This window comes from Pseudoalteromonas ostreae (assembly GCF_018069805.1).
Taxonomy (GTDB): Bacteria; Pseudomonadota; Gammaproteobacteria; order Enterobacterales; family Alteromonadaceae; genus Pseudoalteromonas; species Pseudoalteromonas ostreae.
On sequence record NZ_JAGPYN010000007.1, the window covers coordinates 69,336 to 91,523 of the forward strand.

Here is a 22,188-nt window from a genome sequence, read left to right on the forward strand (position 1 = left end):
ATGGATAATGTAGCAATTAAAACTTTACTGGCCGAATTGGACGCACAAGGTATCTACGTTTATTTGCAAGGTGGGCGGTTAAAGTTACGAAGTAAGTTAATCACAGTCCCAGCGCCAGAACTGGCAAAGATCAAAGCATGTAAGAATGAGCTGATTGCCTATATGCAACGTCATCATCAGCAACAAGGTGATTTATCAAGTGCGCAACAACGTATTTGGTTTATTGATCAATATGAACAACAGTCAACTGCATACAATATGTGTGGTCTGTTGCAGCTGTCAGATTCATTGACAATAAATGAACTACAGCGGGCATTTGACACATTGTTGGCTCGTCATCAAATATTAACAACGCAATTTTTTAACACTGATCAAGGTGTTGTGCAGCGAGTTAATAGCCAGTTGCGTTTCGCATTGAATACACTTGAGATAGCATGGCATGAAACACCCACACAAATAGTTGAAAAATTACACGATGAATTAAGTTACCGCTTTGATCTGGAAAATGATTTACTGATACGTGCAACGTTAATTGGCCACTCAGGTGAGGGTAAATGGTTATACATTGCGATGCATCATATTATTGCCGATGGTTGGTCTGTGCGGCTTTTGGTGCAAGAATTATTGGCGATACTGACAAATAATAATAATACCGTTAATAATGCGGCTGCATGTAAACCTTTACAGTATTTAGATTATGTACATTGGCAAGGTCAGTTTAAACAATCACCTATATATCAACAGCAGCTAAGTTATTGGCAACAAGCGCTAACAGGGATGGAGTTATTTGAGCTGCCAACGAGTTATCCTCGTGATAAACAAAAAACCTATCAAGGCAAGAGCCAGCACTGTGTTATCGATACACGGCTGGTTAGTGAGTTTGACAGTTGCTGTCAGCAATTAAGTGCTACTCGGTTTGTCGGGTTATTAAGTGTGTTTTATGTACTATTACAGCGCTATAGCCAAAAACAGGATATTACGGTTGCGGTGCCTGTATTGAATCGTGAACAGCCCGAATTTGAGAATGTTATAGGGTGTTTTATCAATACCTTACCTATGCGACAAATGGTGTCACCGCAGAGCTCTTTTGCACAATTAATAGCGCAAACTAAAGTGTTAGTGGCGCAAGGGCTAGCAAATCAAAGTGTGGCAGTTGAAGATATTATTGAAACACTTGGCTTAGCTAAATCGTCAGCACATTCAGCATTGTTTCAAATACTGTTTAATTATAACGGTGTAGATACCGGTACTGTGGAAACCGCAACATTGTCGGCTAAATTATTGCCATTAGATAACGGTACTGCAAAATTTGATTTAACCCTGAATGTAAGTGAATCAGAGCAGGGCTTAGCTATTAGTTTTGATTATTGCAGTGCGCTATTTGATGACCATGTTATTCAGCAAATGAGCAATGATTTTAATGAATTAGTTATATCTCTTGGCAATAACGCAGCACAAACTATTGCAACCGTTGAGTTACCCTCTGCGTGTTATGCCAGCCAGTTGTTAGGGCGTAAAAAAGATCATGAGAAAGTCAGCAGTGATGTGATTGCATTACCTGTACAGGTGATAAAGCAGGCTGAGCTTAGTGCTGAAAAAACAGCCTGTATTGAAGCTGACCAACATGGAAAACCCGCACGAAGTTTGAGTTATCGACAATTAGTGCAACAAAGCGCAGCACTCGCCAGCCATATTTTAGCTTTGCAAACTCATCATCAACAAACAACTGCAGCACCCATTGCATTATTGGTATCTCGCTCAATCGATGCCTTATTAACGATGTTTGCACTATTGCAAACAGGCCGTGCTTACTTACCAATTGAGCAAGGAACTCCAGTGGCGCGTATTGCGGAAATTTTACAGCAGGCAGGCTGTGAATATTTAGTAACATTTGATGATACAGCGCTCAAAAAGCAAGCAGTTACGGTATTAAATGAGCAACATATTACATTATGGCCTTTTGCGCAGCTGTCAAAAGCGGCGGTTAATTTAACTGACTTACCCAATTTAAACCTTAATGACAGCGCGTACGTGATATTTACCTCCGGTTCAACAGGCGCGCCAAAAGGGGTTGAAATTAATCATGCTGCATTAGCGCACTATGTGCAAAGTATTACTAAGCGACTTGAACTGAATAATGATACCAAGTCAGCTGTGGTTACAGGGCTTGCGACCGATCTTTGTTTAACTGGGATATACCCGGTATGGGCGAGTGGTGGCACTGTGGTATTAATTTCGCCACATGTAAAAAGTGATCCTGTTGCGATTGTAGATACGTTTAGTGAGCAAGCAATTAACTTTTTAAAGATCACTCCCAGCTTTGCTGCTGAACTATTAGCCACTATTGCTGCGAGTCAAGCACCTCGCGCACCTCTTCAACAGTGGGTGTTAGGGGGGGAATCATTAACAGCGCAATTAGTAGCGCAAATTCGGGCGCTTTATCCAAGCGCTAAATTAATCAATCATTATGGGCCGACAGAAACCTGCATTGGGGTGGCTACCTATGAAATTGAGGATCATCAAACTGCTGAGCAGATGAGTTATCCTATTGGTAGCGCGCTTGCGCATGTTGAACTTGCCATACTAGATGCACACCACGAGCCCGTTGCCATGGGCATGCCTGGACAGCTTTATATTGGTGGTGAGAGTTTAGCAACAGGCTATATTCGTGCAACGGATCAGACTGCGAAAAGTTTTGTTGTGATCAACACGACCAAGGGACAACAACGCTATTATTGCTCTGGTGATAATGTACGTTTGCGCAAAGACGGTACGCTGGAATATTTAGGGCGTTTAGATAAGCAACCTAAGATCAGAGGCTTTAGAGTTGACTTAGTTGATATTGAGGCAAAGTTAACGGCTTTATCTGTGGTTAAAAATAGTGCTGTGATTTGTCGCGAAATTGCCTCTGCAGATACTCTAGTTGCGTACTATGTGGCATCTAATGAATGCCAGCAATTAACTGCTGAGGCCTTACAACAACGGATCAAAACGGAGTTAAAGTGTGTATTACCAGAGCCTATGATCCCCAGTTTCTTTGTGCTGAAAGAGCAATTACCTTATCTTGAAAATGGCAAAGTTGATCGTAAATTCTTACAACAACAAATGGTACGCAGCAGCGATACTTTTGTAGCGCCAAAAACGCGAATGCAGCAGCAAGTAGCGGCGTTATTTGCACAGTTAACAGGCTTTGCTAGGGTGGGTCTTGAAGATGACTTTTTTGCAATCGGTGGGCATTCCTTACTAGCAATTAGATTACTTAACCAAATTCGTCAGCAGTTTGGCGTTTCATTGTCACTTAAAGACATCTTCAATCATGCAACCGTTGAGGAATTAGCCCAGTATTTAAACTGTAGTGAACAAGCTAGCTCAAAGGTGCAATTAACACATATTGATTTAGCTGGGGAACACCCGTTGTCATTTTCTCAGCGGCGTATTTGGTTTGTTGATCAACTGCAAGGACACAGCCGTCAATATAATTTACAGGGGGTGTTTACGCTGCGCGGTGATGTTGATGTGGTGGCATTGCAGCAGGCATTTAAAGATATTATTAAGCGCCATACGATCCTAAGTTATAACTATAAAAGTACAGCTGATGCGCAGCCATGCCAATATTTTAACGGCCATTTAGCCTTTTCATTGCAACAGGTAGACCTTTGCACACAAGCAGATCAACAGCAGCTGTTACAGAAGATGATAGTGGAAGATTATAATCAGTCATTTGATTTAACCTCACAGCTGATGTTACGGGCAAGCTTGATTAAAATAGCCGATCACCATTATCAGTTACTTGTTACTGTTCATCATATTGTTGCCGATGGCTGGTCTATTGGCTTGATATGCTGTGAACTCGCTAGCAATTATAATCAGCATATTGGTATGACAAGCGCCACTGATTTGCAAACTCTAGAGCATAATTATATTGATTTTGTACATTATCAGCATAGTATGCAAGCTGATCCTCAGTGGCAAATAAGTATTGACTACTGGCGTCAACAGTTAGCGCAATTACCTACAGTGCATGAGTTACCTACACAGTACCAGCGAGGTAACGATGTGCTCAGCGGCGGCGGTTTATATAAAACCGTGTTGTCGCCTGCATTAACTGAACAATTAAGATTGTTTATTGCAAACCAAGGTGACACTTTGTTTGTAACCTTACAAACTGTATTTACTTTGTGGTTTAGTCGAGTTTCTGGGCAATCAGATTGTGTGCTAGGTACGCCAGTTGCAGGGCGAGTTGCCGCAGAGCTTGAACCTATTATTGGCAACTTTGTTAACACGCTGGTGTTACGTAATACGGTGTCAGCGGATACATGCTTTAACCAAGCATTAGCTGATGTAAAAGCAACGTTGAGTGAAGCACTGCTTCATCAACAGATCCCATTTGATCTCTTAGTGGATGAATTAGCCACTGAACGCAGTTTAGCAATTCCCCCGTTAGTACAAGTCATCTTTAGAGTAAATAATACGATAAATGAAAATTTACAGCTAGCAGGGTTATCAATTACAGCCTCACAGAGCGAGGTGCGTAGCGCTAAACTTGACTTAGAAGTCTCAGTTATAGATACCGGTGACGTGCTAGAAATTGAGTGGTTATACGATACCGCACTATGGCATCAAGCGAATATAGAGACATTCTTTGCTCAATTTAGTTATGTGTTGCAGCAATGCTTGGCTGATCAAAGCGTCAAGCTCGCAGAGTTAATGCTGTGGAGCCCGAGCCAGCACGCAGCGGCATTATCTCATAGTGATTCAATTGATATACAAAATACCCAACCATCGCCTTTACATGTGTGTTTTTCGCATTTTGCAAAGCAGCACCCGCAACACCCCGCAGTAAGATGTAATGGCCAAACCTATAGTTACCTCGCGCTTGAACAACGTGCTAATCAGCTTGCGCATTGTTTACTCGAAATGGATTTTGCTGCGCAAAGTCGAATTGCCATTTTGCTGCCATCAGGTGCCGCTATGGTGGTGGCGATACTCGCTATTTTAAAGGCACGTCATGTATACGTGCCGATACACCAAGATACACCAATAAAAACGTTAAGTTATATTGTTGAAGATGCTGAGTTGATGATGATTTTAGCATTGAGTGAGAATGCCGACACGCTGATCAACAGTGGCGCAGATTTTTTGCTCGTTGATGATCTTCTTGATGACAATTCTAACTTCGACGGCTACCCGGTGGAGCAGCCAGATGAACAACTCAGCCTCAATCTCAAAGATGATGATTTGAGTTACATTATTTATACTTCAGGTTCGACCGGACGGCCGAAAGGGGTGATGATAAACCATGCCAATTTAGCGGCTTATTTACAGCATGCGGTTGCGCATTATATGCCCGATAATTCAGCCCTTTGTAGCAGCGTATTGAGTACGCCTTTGGCGTTTGATGCAACGGTCACGGCGTTATATCCAGCCTTGATGCAAGGTGGCGTGGTTGAAATTATTGCGCAAGGGGGTGAACAGTTAACCCAGCTTACGGAACTACTCTTTACAGCAACAGACGCTAAACTGTTTAAGCTCACGCCAGCTCATTTACGTGCCATATTGGCATTATCGCAGCACTATTGTGCAAGCAATGTTACCCATACATTGGTGATCGGTGGTGAAGCACTCACAACTGAATTGTTGTTAGCAATCCGTGCCAAGTTACCACTGTGTCGTTGGATTAACGAATATGGACCAACAGAAACTACAGTCGGTTCAAGTACTTTTGTAATTGATCACAGTACCAGTGATGAGGTTTTACTGCGTCATAATGATGTCCCAATTGGTTTAGCTAACGATAATGTAACGCTGTTAGTGGTTGACCAATTTGGTCAGCCAGCAGCAGTGAATATGCGTGGTGAATTACTTATAGCAGGACCTGTTGTCAGCCCAGGTTACATTAATCAGACTGAGCTTAATAATACTAGCTTTATTACTTTGCAGCTGCCTAGCCAACAGGGTGGAAAAGTGACCAAGCGTTTTTATAGAACAGGCGACATAGCGTTATGGCAAGCTGATGAAACAGGTGCTGCTTGTTATTTAAGATACTGTGGACGTAAGGATCAACAGATCAAGCTGCGCGGTTTTCGAGTTGATTTAGCCGCGATTGAGCAGCTGATCCAGGAACTCCCTGAAGTGGCTGATTGTGCGGTGACGGTTGATAGCGAGCAGCAAACGTTAGCGGCACATATTGTTTACCATCAACATGACAAGCCATTAGCCGTTAACACCATTAAAGCGCATTTATCGCATTACTTAGCGCCGTATATGATCCCCGCACACTGTTATGCTATTACTGTGATGCCACTGACGAAAAACGGCAAGATTGATAAAGCAACATTGATAGCAGACGCACTTAGTTGTTTACAGCCAACTAGCACAACACACAGCAAGCACGCGCAAACACCATTACAGCAATATTTGTTACAGCTGTTTAGTGAGATTTTACTCACTACACATATTGGTTTAGACGATAACTTTTTTGATTTAGGGGGGCACTCGTTATTAGCGATCCGCTTGATTGGTAAGATTCGTGAAGGTAAGCAGCTCGACATAACATTACCACAATTATTTAAAACCCCAACGATTGCAACGTTAGCGCAAGCATTACAAAACTGTGAAAAAATTCAGCCACACCAAGAGATTGTGAAAATATCTCGTCAGCAAGCGCTACCTCTTTCCTATGCACAGCAACGATTATGGCTTATTGATCAAGTACATAATGAAAGTGTGCAATATCATATGCCAGCTAGCTTTGTGTTTACGGGGAAGTTGGAGCTGACTGCGATGTCGGGCGCGTTATATGCACTTATTGAACGCCATGAAGTGCTGCGTACCGTTATTATTACACGCGACCAAGGCTCAGCGCCTGAGCAATGTATTAATGAACACTTTGAGATCCCACTTGAGCTGCACGATTTAAGTATGCTTAATCGTGAACAGCAAGATCACCAATGGCAATCACTGTCGTCACATGCAAGTAGTAAAGCGTTTGATTTGGCAAGCGACGTTTTACTGCGTGTGGTGGTTGCTAAAATTAGCAATGAGCAAAGTTTTGTACATTTTAATATGCATCATATTGCAAGCGATGGCTGGTCAATGGCAATTTTAGTTCGCGAGTTTATTGCTTTTTACCGAGCTGCAAGTGCTGAACCGCGATTTGTTTTACCTGCATTATTACAGCAACCATTAGCTATCCAATATGCCGATTTCGCTTATTGGCAGCGTTTAGTATGCAGTGAAAGTGCCTTGCATGAATCACTTTCTTATTGGCGTACTCAGTTAACAGGTGCCCCTTTTGTTCATCAATTACCGATAGAGCAGCCTCGAGCAATCCAACAGCAGTTGCAAGGGCAATGTTTTAACCAGCATTTGTCCGCCGCAACGACTAAAGCTATCCACCAACAATGTGCCACACACGGTGTTACTTTATATATGTGGTTACACACAGCCTTTTCCTTGTTAATGATGCGATTGAGTGAAGCGACGGATATTTTAGTTGGCTCTCCAGTTGCTGGTCGTGAACAGCCACAAATAGCTAATCTAATTGGTTTTTTTGTTAATACCTTAGTGATCCGCACCCGCAGTGAAGGACAGCAAAACTTCACGCAGTTATTAATACAGCAAAAACAGGTGATTTTAGATGCTTTTAAACATCAACAAGTGCCATTTGAACAATTAGTTGAAGTACTGCAGCCTGAGCGAAACTTAGCACATCATCCATTATTTCAAATTTTATTTGCACTGCAAAACAATGAAACGAGTGATTTTTCACTGCCAGGTTTACATATTGAAATGCAGCCACACGCAGCACCAAAAATGAAATTTGATTTAGAGGTCAATGCAATTGAGCAAGGCGATGGCATTGAGCTGCAGTGGAATTTTAGTGAGACATTATTTAATGCCAGTAGTATTACTGAATATGCAGCAGCATTCGAGGTATTGATTGATGCGATACTAAGTGACCCTCTTATGAAGTTGCAGCTATTACCTGTAGTGTCAGCAACCAAAGAAAATGTGCTGCTTAATTTATCTTCGCCACCCTATGCAAGGCACACTCAGCCACTTAACCTTGTCACGCAAATCGCACGTCAAGCTGAACAATATCCAACACGTAATGCGGTCGCAGGCCCTGATGGTGAAGTGTTGAGTTATGTTGAATTACAGACTCAGTCACAGCTGTTAGCCAATTATTTACAAGAACAAGGGATAACCGCCGGAAGTAAAGTTGCTTTATGTGTTAGCGCAACGGCACAAATGCTGGTCGCCATGTTAGCGATTTTAAAAACCGGCAGTGCCTATGTGCCGATTGATCCAAAATTACCAGCAGCCAGAGTGCAATTTATTATCGATGACAGTAAAGCACAGTGTTTGATCACACAGTCAGCGTTTGCTAAACAGCATTTAACGGATGAGCCCGGGAGTATTATTGCGCCATTATGTGTATTGCTTGATGAGCCAAACAGTTGGCAGTGTGGCTCACTCAATGGTTCAAAAAACGTACTGCCTGCGTCATATTCGGCGGATGATCTTGCATATATTATTTATACATCAGGAACCACAGGCACTCCAAAAGGGGTGATGATCAGCCATGGTAATTTAGCTTGTTACTTAGCACATGCGCAGTATGAGTATCTATCAGCTGCGTTAACAACCAGTGTGGTGAGTACGCCATTGGCATTTGATGCTACGGTCACTTCGTTGTGGGCACCATTACTAATGGGTATCAATATTACACTACTTGCTGATGATGAGCAGATGCTTGAGCAGCTTGCAAAGCAGATATTCAGCTCTCAAGCCTGCTTATTTAAAGTTACTCCTGCACATTTACAAGGCTTACTTGCGTTTGCTCCAGCTGCTGCAGTAGCAACTGCACATGTGGTTGTCATTGGTGGTGAAGCATTACCCACTCAGTTGCTCAAATCGTTAACTCAGTATTTGCCTAATTGCCAGTGGGTGAATGAGTACGGCCCAACTGAAGCGACGGTAGGTTGCAGTGTTTATCATTGCAAGCAAAAGCAAATTAGCGAGCTTGAACGGCGTAAAATGGCCCAGGTGCCAATTGGTCGGGCGATTGCAGATAGTCAGTTGGTGATATTAGATGAACATCAGCAATTAACCGCAATGGGTGCCATTGGCGAGCTTTATATTGCCGGTGACAATGTTGCTCAAGGGTATTTAAATCAAGCGAGTTTAACGGCGCAACGTTTTGTGTGGTTACCTTTTGGGCACCAGCAAACTGTGCAGCGATTTTATCGTACTGGGGATAAAGTGCGTTGGTTGCTTGATAAACATGGCCAACCAGAACACCTGCTATTTTGTGCACGAGTCGATGAACAAATTAAGTTGCGCGGTTATCGCATTGAGCCGGGCGAAATTACAGCACAGTTAGTCCAGCATAAAGAGATTAGTGAGGCATGTGTAATATTAAATAAAGACACTGAAAACCTTGAGGCTTACTTAGTGCTTACACCAAATAACTCATTGATTAAAGCGTTTGGGCAAGAGCAGCAAATAACACTCTTAGGCGCACAGCAACAGGCTATGCTTAGCAACTACCTTACGAACTATTTACCTGCTTATATGATGCCAACAAAATGGCATGCGATAAGTGCTATTCCCCTGACATCTAACGCAAAAGTTGACAGTAAACAACTGCTTCAATGGGGACAATCAGTCGCAGTAGCAACTGAAAATGTGCCGCCGCGTAATGACTTTGAGGCAGCCTTGGTCGATATCTTTGCAGAGCAGTTACAAGTTGACTCTGTTGGCATTACCGATAACTTTTTTGCGCTCGGAGGGCATTCATTATTGGCAACTCAATGTATGGCGTTGCTCAAGGCGCGGTTACAGGCTGATATTCCAGTGAGAGTTCTGTTTGAAAGGCCGACAATTGCGGCTATTGCTAGCTGGTACGCCATTCATCAAGCCGCTAATAACGCCATGAGTGAAAATGATAACTCAGAAGAGATGTTTTTGTGATGGAAAATCAACTGCTAGAAATTGAAGAGTTAATCGCAGATGCTTTACGAGCAGGTGTTACTTTGTATGAAAAACAAGGTGCTTTAGCATTTAAACAAAGTAACGGTTTTCCAAGTGAACTTAAAGCTCGGATCATTGAGCATAAAGCGGCGATTATCCGCTATTTTCAGCAACAACAGTCAGTGGTTACGTTGCAAAGTAATATGGACGCAATTGCCATCGCTGAGCGAGATAGATGTTTGCCTTTGAGCTTTGCTCAACAAGGCTTATGGTTTATTGAGCAGTTACAAGGCAGCCAACAATATTATATGCCTGCTGAGTTTACTCTAAAAGGCCATATAGATGTGCCGTTGTTACGCGCGGCAATCAAACACATTGTTGGTCGCCATGAAATATTACGCAGTCAGTTTATAACTGATCCGCAAGGTATACCGTATGTGCAAGTAACAGACACCTTTGTGACGCCTTTTCAGTGGCTGGATGCGTCAACATTCCCAGTTACACAGCGACAAAGCCAAATAACAGCGGCGCTGATACAACATCAAGCTCAGCCATTTGATTTGAGTCGAGATGTATTAATACGAGTGCTATTGGTATCCGATAATGAGCAACATTATTTAGCATTTAATATGCACCATATTGTTAGTGATGGCGCGTCAATGCAAATATTTGCTCAAGAATTACAAACCATTTATACGCAACTACTGCAAGGTAATGTCGAATTAGACTCGTTACCAATTCAATATGCTGATTACGCTGCGTGGCAACGAAATACCTTAACAGCAGAGTACTTTACAGCAGCAATTAATTATTGGCGTACAACACTTGGCGATCTTGAACCGTTGCAATCACTACCAACGGATAAAGTTAGATCGAGCGTTCAAAAGCAGTCTGGTTTAGTTTATCGGCAACGGTTAAGTCGCTCGTTAGTTGAAAAAATACAACAACATGCGGCGAGTCAATCAGTCACACCATTTATGTGGTTGTTAAGTAGTTTTATGTTATTTATTGGCCGTATTAAACAAACAGAGCAGGTACTGATCGGCACGCCAACTCAAGGCCGTGAGCATCCGCAGCTAAACGATTTAATCGGTTTATTTGTTAATACCTTAGTGATGCATGCCGTATTGTCGGATGAATTAACTTTTAATGCATGGTTGCAGCAACAAAAAGAACGTATTTTACAGTCGTTTGAATATCGCAATATACCATTTGATAAACTGGTTGAAGGGCTCAATTGTCAACGCGATTTAAGTCATCATCCTTTAGTACAAATTTTATTCACTTTAACTGTTGATGAGCAACTAACCTTTCAGTTACCGGGTGTTGAAATAGCTGAGGCTCGCAGTGAAGCGCGAGAGCACCACAGCGCAGTAAAATGTGATTTGGAGCTTAATGCAGTTATCGACAACCAAGGTTTAACAGTTACTTGGAAGTTTGATGACGCACTTTATGAGCTTGCGACAATTACTCACTGGGCAGATAGTTTTGCCGTATTATTAGCAAACATTGTTGCTGCACCGGATAGCCAAATATCAAAATTGGCATTGCTTGATGAACAGCAGCTACAGGCATTAACTGACGCTGCCACATCGCAGCAAGCGGATAGTACAAGTTGGGATCAAAGCGCCAGTATAGTGAGTGTATTTGAACAACAAGCAAACAGGTTTGCTGACCAGTTGGCGCTAGTCGATGAGCACGAAGCACTCACTTATAAACAGCTTAATGAACGGGCAAATCTCCTCGCCAGAGTATTATTAAGTCAGGGTGTTGAAGCGCAAGATATGTTGCCAGTGAGCGTAACCCGCAATGTTAATCTGGTGGTGACGTTATTAGCGGTGCTAAAAGCTGGCGCTGCTTATGTGCCTATTGACCCCAATTATCCTCGCGATCGGATCAGCTACATTGTAGATGATGTCCAGAGTAACTTAGTGTTGTGTGATAACAGTAGTCTCGGGTTGTTTTCGCAGCATAACTTAACGTGCATAAATATTGATGATTGCGCGATCTACACCGCTATTAATCAGATTAGTGATACACAAAACCTCGAGTTAGCTATTTGTCCATCCCACTTAGCGTATATGATTTACACCTCTGGCACTACTGGACGGCCTAAAGGCGTGCAAATTGAACACCGCCAAGTGATCCGATTATTGTGTGTACAGCCGAGTTTATTTGATTTTAATGAGCATGATGTATGGACTCTGTTTCATTCATTTTGTTTTGATTTTTCGGTGTGGGAAATGTACGGCGCGTTACTTTTTGGTGGACGCTTAGTTATTGTGGATGCAGATACCGCAAAAGACAGTGATGCATTTGCAAATTTATTACTAGATCAACACGTCAGCGTGCTAAATCAAACCCCCAGTGCTTTTTATGCGCTACAAACAGCAATGTTAACCAAGCCTTCGCAGCGTATACAGCAGAGCAAAATTAGATACGTCATTTTTGGTGGCGAAGCATTACAGCCCGTTAAGTTAGCCCCTTGGGCAAAACGCTTTAGCGACTGCCAACTGATCAATATGTATGGCATTACTGAAACAACGGTTCATGTGACTTTCAAGCGTTTACATGACGCAGATCTGGTATCTGGTGCAAACAATATTGGTCGGCCAATACCAACGACCAGTTGCTACGTTTTGGATAAGTATCGTCAGTTACTACCTGTTGGCGCAGTTGGTGAGTTATATGTAGGTGGGGATGGGGTTTGCAGGGGATATTGGCGCCGTGATGAGCTCAACGTTGAGCGCTTTGTGGCAGATACATTTTCTTCAGCTAACGCAGCTAAAAAACTATATAAAACGGGTGATTTAGTACGTCAGTTAGCAACTGGCGAATTGAGTTATATGGGCCGTATTGACGACCAAGTTAAAGTACGCGGTTACCGTATTGAACTGGGTGAAATAGAAAACCAGTTACGTGGCCACCCTAAGCTGAGTAGCGCAACAGTGTTACTGAATACTCAACAGCCGACTAATCCACGGATCACAGCATTTGTTATCGTCAAAAGTGATGCCGTATTTGCTGCACTCACAAGCGAAGTACAACAGTTTTTACGCACCACATTACCCGAATTTATGCTGCCAACGAATGTTATTGCCGTGGCGCAGATGCCATTAACGGTGAACGGTAAAATTGATAAAAAAGCACTCTTAGCGCTGGATCAATTACAGCTTAAAGCAACTGCAGATGAGCCTCCAGGATCGGATGACGAACAAGCAATCGCTGCGGCATTTGAGGCGATATTAAAGGTTTCAAACGTGGGTAGGCAAGGGCACTTTTTTGAATTGGGTGGGCACTCATTATTAGCTAGCCAATTAGTCAGTCACTTAGCGCAACACGCTCAGTTGTCGATTACTTTAGCTGATCTGTTTTACGCGCCGCAGGTCCACACACTCGCGTTAGCGGCTGCGCGCAATAAATCTGCCAATTACACTGTAGCATCAGCAGTTATCCCGAAAGTGCAATCAGTAACGCAATTACCGGTATCTTTTGCTCAACAACGATTATGGACCATAGATCAATTGCAGCCGGGAAACGTGCAATATCATATGCCAGCTAATTTTGAACTGCATGGTTTACTTGATGTTGATACATTTCAACGCGTGTGTGACGCTATCGTGCAGCGTCATGAAGTGTTGCGTACGTTTATCACAGTCGGTAAAGCAAACTTACCTCAGCAAGTGATCCAAGACACATTTCCATCGGTGTTAAAGATCATAGATGCCAGTGAACTTAACGATGAGCAACAGCAACGACTGTGGTTAAAAACGCTGCGCGATGACAGCCAAACAGCCTTTGATTTAAGGTGCCAGTTACCGCTGCGTATTATTTTAGTTAAGCTGCATGCAAAGCATTGGAAGTTACGGGTAAATATGCATCATATTGCCTCTGATGCACATTCTTTAGCAATATTAGCGAGTGAATTTGAAGCGTTTTATCAAAGCTTTACGAGTCAAACTCGGTTGCCTGAACAGCTTGCGCAACCTTTATCAATTCAATACGGGGATTATGCTCATTGGCAGCGTAGTCAGTTACACCAGCAGCAGTTAGATAAACACCAAGCATTTTGGTTACAACAGTTACAAGATGCCCCACCGATACATCAAATACCGCTGGATAAAATACGTCCTAAACAGCTTACGTCCGCCGGTGCGAGCTATCAAATACAGCTAGATAAAACCACGGTTTCGGCGATCCACAGGCAATGCCAGCAGTTTGATGTGAGCTTATTTATGTGGCTGCATAGTGCTTATGCGGCATTTGTAGCTAGGTATAGTCAGTGTGATGATGTTGTGATTGGTGCGCCATTTTCAGGGCGTTCACAAACGCAACTAACTCCCTTAATTGGATTCTTTATTAATACACTGCCGATCCGTTGTCAATTGCGCGAAGATATGTGTTTTGAAGGGCTACTCGCACAGCAAAAACAATTAATTGTTGGCGTTGGTCAGCATCAAGCCATGCCATTTGAAAAAATTGTTGATGCTTTGCAGTTACCGCGTGACATGAGTCAACAGAGTGTTTTTCAGCTTACATTTTCGTTAAACCCAAGGTTAAATGCACAGTTTAAATTACCTAATATACAGGTTACAGCGATTGATGATCAGCCACCGCAAGTAAAATTTGATATTGAGCTGGCATGCAGCGAAGATGACGATGAGTTACGCTTTAGCTGGGCTTATAACACGGCGTTATTTACCCCACAAACAATTCACACCATGGCTACGGCATTATGCACTTTAATTAGGTCATTCACAGCCGATCCGCAGGTTGCTATACAGTCAGCTACAATGTTGACAGATAAACAGCTGCATAACTGCGTGCTCAAAGGTGAGCAACGGCTAAATAAGCCAGTTGCAACCGCCATAGATGCATTTACTGCTGTAGCCGAACAGCATGCTAAAACTGACACTGGCATTATTGAGGCAGCCTCAGGGCAATTTGCGAGTTATCAGCAAATTCATCAGCGTAGTGAATTATTGGCAAAATACTTGATACAGCAAGGCTTACAAGCTGAACAGCCTGTTGTTGTAAGCATGCAAAGCGGCATTGACTTAATAGTTTCATTGCTAGCGATTATGAAAGCGGGTGGCTGTTATGTTCCTGTTGATCCGAATTATCCAGTATCTAGAATTGCTTATATTATTAATGATTGTGGTGCGCAGTGGCTTATCACTCACACTGTATTTGCAGCGCTGTTAGAAGATAATTGTGGTGCGAACAGCCAGCTTATTTACCTTGACGATGAGCAATTTAAGCACACTTTAAACCTTGCATGTAATACACTAAGTCAAGTGCAATTACCCAAAATAGAGGCGGCGCAATTAGCGTATGTCATTTATACCTCAGGCACAACGGGTAACCCTAAAGGGGTAATGATCCCCCACCAAGGGCTGAGCAATTTATGCCGTTGGCATCAACGCGCATTTGCTGTTGATAAATCAAGTATTGCCAGTCAAACAGCAAATATCGCGTTTGACGCTGCAAGCTGGGAGATCTGGCCTTATTTAAGCGCCGGAGCAAAGCTGGTAATTGTGCCGCGAGAAAGTTTAGATAACCCGCAAAAATTAGCGCAACTACTTGATGAACATCATGTGAGTCATTGCTTTTTAGCCACCCCAATTGCTGAAATAATGCTGGCAGATCACGCTTTTACGCCTGTTAGTTTGCGTTATTTACTGGTTGGCGGCGACAAGTTAAAAACATGCCCCTCAGCTGCAAAATCGTATTGTATTATTAATAATTATGGCCCTACAGAGACCTCAGTTGTTGCCACCTCGGCTGAGGTTGGTAAAACAACGGAAGAGCTGGGCATGGCTCCAGATATAGGCTATGCGATTGATAATGTAGAGTTATTAATTTTTGATCAGCAGGGGCAGCCGGTTGTGCCTGGCATGATTGGTGAATTATATATAGCTGGTGCAGGATTAGCGCGAGGCTATTTGAACCGTCCAGAGCTTACAGCACAGCGTTTTATTTACTTAACGACAGTTGCTGAACAACAACTACGAGCCTATAAAACGGGTGATTTAGTTAGGCAATTAAATAACGGTCGTATTGCCTACATTGGCCGCAATGATGCACAAGTTAAATTACGCGGTTACCGTATTGAACTGTCTGAAATTGAGTATCACTTACGTGCTATTGCTGGCGTAACGGATTGTGTTGTTAGCGTGAGTGAATTGGCTGAAGGCCATAAGCAGCTGTTGGCTTTTATTGTCACGCCACAGTTAAGTGATCCGCTCCAAGCGCAATTTAAGCGCCAAAGTATAGCAAGTCTTAAAGTTAAGTTACCGGATCACATGATACCGAGTGAGCTTATTCACGTAGATGAAATTCCCCTGACGACACATGGCAAAATAGATCATCTGCAATTACATAAACACCTACGCACACCAAGCGAACAAATTGTTACACAGCAATTAAATCAAGTACCTGCAGCACAACAAGGAAGCGGATTAAGCAGCTTACTACTCACTTTGTATCGACAAGTATTAAATCAGCCGATGCTGCAAGTTGATGATGATTTTTTTGCGGCGGGAGGGGACTCAATCCTCAGTATTCAAATTACCAGTCGGGCAAGAGCGCAAAATATTAGTTTGTCAGTAGCTGATATTTTTAACTTTAGTACCGTTGCAGCGCTAGCTGAGCAATTGGTACACAAACAGCCACAACGGAAACAGGTTGAGCCACAGCAAAGCTTTTCAGGCGCATTGCCATTACTTCCCATTCAACATTGGTTTTTTGAACAACAATTTGTAGCAGCTGATCATTGGAACCAGTCACTCTTACTCAGTGTTGATAAAACAGTGACTGTGCAACATATTAAAGAGTTAACACGCACTTTATTAGCGCACCATGATAGTTTGCGGTTAGTCGTTGATGATAAAAGCCTGCAACCGAAATTGTTTATAAAACAAAACCTTAGTGTAGATCACGTTTGCCATTTTATTGATTTAGCTGAGCACAATGATGATTGGTCTCACGCATTAGAGAAAGTGTGTGAAGTGCAACAAGGAGCTTTTCGCTTTGATGGCACTGCATTGTTGCAAATCTGCCATATAAAAACCCCAGCTCAGCAAAGTGATAACCGCTTGCTGATCATCGCTCATCACTTATTAATTGATGGTGTATCTTGGCGCATTTTGCTTGAAGATATTAACCAAGCGTTGTCAGCAGCAAAATTACAGCAGAATATTTGTTTTGCTTCTCGTACTGCTAATTTATATGACATTAGTCAATTTTTAATTGCACAAGGTAAAGATGAATATGATTTAAAACACTGGCAAGCATTGGTTACTGTGGCGAGTAAGCCCAGTTTTTTTCGTTTTGTAACGCAGCAAGAGCCAATCAAAAAACAACTGCAACAGCATACATTAACGCTCCCATGTGAAGTTACGCAGCAACTCTTGACGACAGCAAATAGACCTTATAATACCAGTATCCAAACGCTACTGTTGGCCGCGTTACAATGGTCTGCAGTTAGGCATTATGACTTGGACGATCATCTTATTATCCTTGAAGGACATGGCCGAGAGTTACTTAATAATCAACTTGATAGTACTCGAACGCTTGGCTGGCTTACTGCTATGTATCCATTTCGATTATTTAGCAATACGCAAAATATTGCCGATTTGATCTGTGACATGAAAGAGCAATTAGCCAGTCTATCGACTAAAGCTAGCCGATATGGAGCCTTACGTTATTATCATCCTGATGAGGAGACCCGCCAATCGTTGACTATTACGACGCAGGATCATCTATTTTTTAATTATTTAGGCCAGCTAGATAGTGCGCTGCAACATAATGGTTTATTAGATGATGCGCCAGAATCCGCAGGCAGTTTGCATAGCCAACATAATCACGCCTACTATGGTCTGCAATTAACAGCAGCAATAGTCAATGAGCAATTATCGATGCATGTGGAGTATGATGCTGCCCGCATAGCTGAAGCCGATGTCGCTTCGTTTATGACGCATTATCAAGCAAGTATTATGACGGTGCTTGAACATTGCATACAAGACGACATTAAGCGCCATACGGTAAGTGATTTTCCACTCTTGCCAACGATGGCAAATCATCAGTTACAGCATTTATTAGCCCCTTTTAAGCAATCAGCCATTGTTGATATTTACCCGCTGAGTGCACTGCAAGAAGGCATGTGGTTTCATAGTCAACGAACTGGTGAAGTATCACAACATAGTGCTTATTATGAACAAACGACACTGTTACTTGAGGGGGCATTTGACATCGAAGCTTTCGAGTATGCATGGCACCAGCTACTTGATACACATAGTATATTACGCACTGCGTTCGTAGCAAGCCCAGTGGGACCGGTGCAAATCGTGGTTGATAAATACCATGTACCATTGCAGGTTGACTTGCTAACTGAAGCAATTAGGCAGCAACAACAATCACTACTTGATGAGCAAGCCCATATTACTGCTATTGCAGAGCAGGAATACCAACAAGGTATTGACTTAGCTGCGGCACCTTGTATGCGATTACGTTTGCTTGCACTGAGTGATACAAAAATGGCATTTATTTGGACATACCATCATTTGATCATGGATGGCTGGTCATTACCTGTTTTGTTTTCAGAGTTATTACAGCATTATCAGGCTCGCCTTGCAGGGCATGGTTTATCTCTAAAAAAAGATAACTATAGCGACTATATTAAGTATCTACAGCAACAAGATAAAACAACCGAGCAACAATTTTGGCAAGGTTATTTAGCCAATATAGATCAGGCAACATTATTGGTTGAGCATATTGCGCAGCGCAAGCAAGGCGATGATATCAACACGGTGTCTGAGCAAACCTTAGTGCTTGAGCCTGAATTGTGTTCACAATTGGTTGAGTTTGCTCGTCAACAGGGTTTAACAGTTAATCATTTACTGCAAGGTGCATGGGGTTACTGGCTGAGTGTTTGTTGCAATTCAGATTACGCCTTATTTGGGCAAACAGTATCTGGGCGACCAAGCCAACTTACTAACGTTGAGCAACGGGTTGGTTTATACATTAATACCCAAGCTGTGTTGTTAACCACATCGGGTGAGCAGTCGGTGTTAGCGTATTTAAAGTCAGTTAAGCAAAGCTTATTAGCGGTATCTGATTATGCACATACTCCATTAACCCAAGTACATAACTACAGTAATATTGCTAATGGCAGTCCATTGTTTGATGCTTTGTATGTATTTGAAAATTTCCCGACAGACCCATTGGCTGAAATTGCAAATATGCCATTTAAGGTGTTAGCGAATGACAGTAAAGATCTCACTCATTATCCAATGACTTTAGTTGTTGGCCAAGCTGAGCAACTCTCATTGACCTTGAGTTATCAAAGCGCACTATTTAATGACCCGCTTGCCAGTCATTGCTTGGCTATGTTGCAGCAGTTATTACAAGCGTTTGTAATGGCACCTGAGCAACCATTGTCTAGCTTATCAATTGATTTAGTAGATCATCGATTTACAACAGGTATCGATAAGGTAACTGAGTTTAGTTTATCAGCTAATCAAGTGGCAGATGTAAGCTGGGATATAGCAACAACATTACAGCAACGATTTACACAAATTGTAGCAAGTTATGGTGAGTCAACAGCGTTGAAATATTATAATGATGACAATAACCTACCATTTAAAACAATGAGTTATAATGAGTTGGATGCAGCCGCTAACAGACTGGCTAATTACTTACTCACACATACGCTAGGCTCTGACAGAGCTTTGACCATAGGGATCTGTTTGAGCCCAGGTTGTGATTTGATTGTCGCTATTTTAGCGAGTTTAAAGATCGGTGCGGCTTATGTACCGATTGCACCTAGTTTACCATTAAAAAGGCGGCAGTTTATAGCCGCTGATGCAGAGCTTGCAGTATTGTTAACGTGCGATCAAGACTGGCAGGGCGCATTACCGCCAACACTTAACATCGATCTTCATAGTTGTGCTGCGGCACTTGCTTTACAACCTAATTACAGCCCAACAGTAACTTACACACCGCATGATTTATGCTATGTGATCTATACCTCAGGTACAACAGGGGTGCCAAAAGGCGTTATGGTTGAGCAACACAGTGTTATTAATTATGTGCAGTGCTTACAAAAAAATTATGCGATCACTTCGCAAGATAATTACTTACAGTTTGCAAGTTGCAGCTTTGATGTATTTGCAGAGGAGGTTTTTTGTACTTTGCTAAGCGGTGCAACTTTAGTGATGGCCGATCAACAAAAATTACTCGATACCCAGTATTTAGCTAAACTATCGCAATATAGTCACTTGACCTTAATGAGTTTACCTACAGCCTATTGGCATCAATTAGCTGCAGCACCAGTAACACTTGCCGATCAGTTACGCATTATCACAATTGGCGGAGAGCAAATGCAAGCCGCAATGTTGCAGCAATGGCAAGCTTATTACAGTGATAATATTATTTTGATCAATGCTTATGGACCAACAGAAGCAACTATATCTGCAACATTAATTGAGGTAACTGATTATACAGGTTCTGAAGTACCGATTGGCCAACCAGTGGCAGGGCTACAATTACACATTCTAGATAAATATTTAAGAGCGGTTCCCTATTATGTTAGTGGGCAGCTGTACCTCAGTGGCAAAGGGTTAGCAAGGGGTTACCTTAACGATGTAAAGAAAACGGCTGCTGCATTTATTATTGAACCAAAAAGCGGCGTTAGGTTATATAAAACGGGTGATAAAGTGCGTTGTACAAATACCCAAGAAGTAATGTTCTTAGGGCGTTTAGATGCACAAGTTAAAATTCGCGGCTATCGTGTTGAGTTACCCGAAATAGAACGTCATTTACTTGCGTTGCCACAAATAAACGCCTGTGCTGTAGTGGTTCGTAAAGATAAAAGTGGCAATGAGCAGCTAGTTGCATTTGTTGATATGGGTGAGCTAGAGAGAGCCAGTGAGCAACTAATTCGTGCTTTAGTTGGTGTGTTGCCCGAGTATATGGTGCCACAAAATGTTCAATTTGTTGACAGCTTACCCTATACAAATAATGGCAAAATTGATCGAAAACAGCTTAGTAAAACAGCGCAACAATTGAGTAGTCATAATGACTTTTCATATAGTGCGCCGATCACGCCATTGCATAAATTATTGGTTGAACAATTTAGTCAGTTGTTAAACAGCAAGCAAGTGGGGATCAACGATGATTTCTTTATGCTGGGTGGTCATTCATTACTGGCAATGCGCTTGGTATCACAATTGAGCTATCAGATGCAGTTAACGGTATCTATTGATATGTTATTTCGCCACCGTACTGTAAACGCTTTAGCTGAGGCCATTGAGCAATTACAAAAAAGCAACGCTGCTGATTTTCAGCCTACAACTTTAGTCTGTTTACAGGCCGGTGAACAAGGGTTTCAGCCGGTGATTTTAGTCGCCGGTGCGGGAGGGTTACTGATGATTTATCAAGCATTAGTTAATCAACTAGACCAACGTATTCCTGTTTATGGCTTGCAGCCAGATCTGATCGCTTTAGAACCTGATATTATTAATTCATTATCACTGACCGCACACCATTACTGCAATGCATTAATTGAACAGGGGATAGACACTAATATTCACTTGGTTGGTCATTCATTTGGAAGCTTTATTATTTATCAAATGGCGCAGCAATTAGTACAGCGCAATAAAGCCCCAGCCTCACTGCTAGTAATTGATACACCTATGCCTAATTCAGCTGTGTTAGAACTGCAAGATAGGCAAATAGCCCCATTACTAATAGCTAACCTTAGTGAATTTTTTCAATTGAACTTAACTGACAATGAGCAGCAGTTATATTGCACGCTTGCTGATGAACAACAAACAAAGTGGTTAAGTAAGCATCTAGCAGCTGCGGGCTACCAGTTCAGTGCTCGTCAATTGCTAACACTGCAATGCGTATATAAAGCGCAGTTACAAGCAAAGGTAGAAATAAAAGGGGAGTTACTTGAGGTGCCGCTTATGGTCATAAAAGCACACGATACCAAAGAGTTTGCAGGCCAATTGCTTGCTGATGATATGGGCTGGCGAGTAGTTACCCCTGACCTTTCGGCAATAGAGATCACAGGTAATCATCTGTCAATCTTACAGCATCAGTACGTTGGTGCAATCGTTGAACAAATTGCAAGTAAATATAGACTTTATTAACAACTGAATGAAAAATGTTCTACAGTAAACCTCTTACCTATAAAAGGATGGG

2 protein-coding genes are annotated in these 22,188 nt (G+C 42.3%); both read left to right on the forward strand.

Annotation, left to right across the window (positions count from 1 at the left end):
• Positions 1-9,978, forward strand: a complete 9,978-nt coding sequence (locus tag J7338_RS07335; RefSeq protein ID WP_210796440.1) for a non-ribosomal peptide synthetase — start codon at positions 1-3, stop codon at positions 9,976-9,978.
• The gene (locus J7338_RS07340) at positions 9,978-22,136 is read left to right on the forward strand and encodes a non-ribosomal peptide synthetase (protein WP_228732941.1); all 12,159 of its coding nucleotides are present in this window, start codon (positions 9,978-9,980) and stop codon (positions 22,134-22,136) included. Before J7338_RS07335 ends, J7338_RS07340 begins: the two co-directional genes overlap by 1 nt.
• The last annotated feature ends 52 nt before the right edge of the window (positions 22,137-22,188 follow it).

Coding starts and splice junctions, on each gene's coding strand:
- J7338_RS07340 (WP_228732941.1), top strand. CDS start 9,978: ATGGAAAATCAACTGCTAGAAATTGAAGAGTTAATCGCAGATGCTTTA.
- J7338_RS07335 (WP_210796440.1), top strand. CDS start 1: ATGGATAATGTAGCAATTAAAACTTTACTGGCCGAATTGGACGCACAA.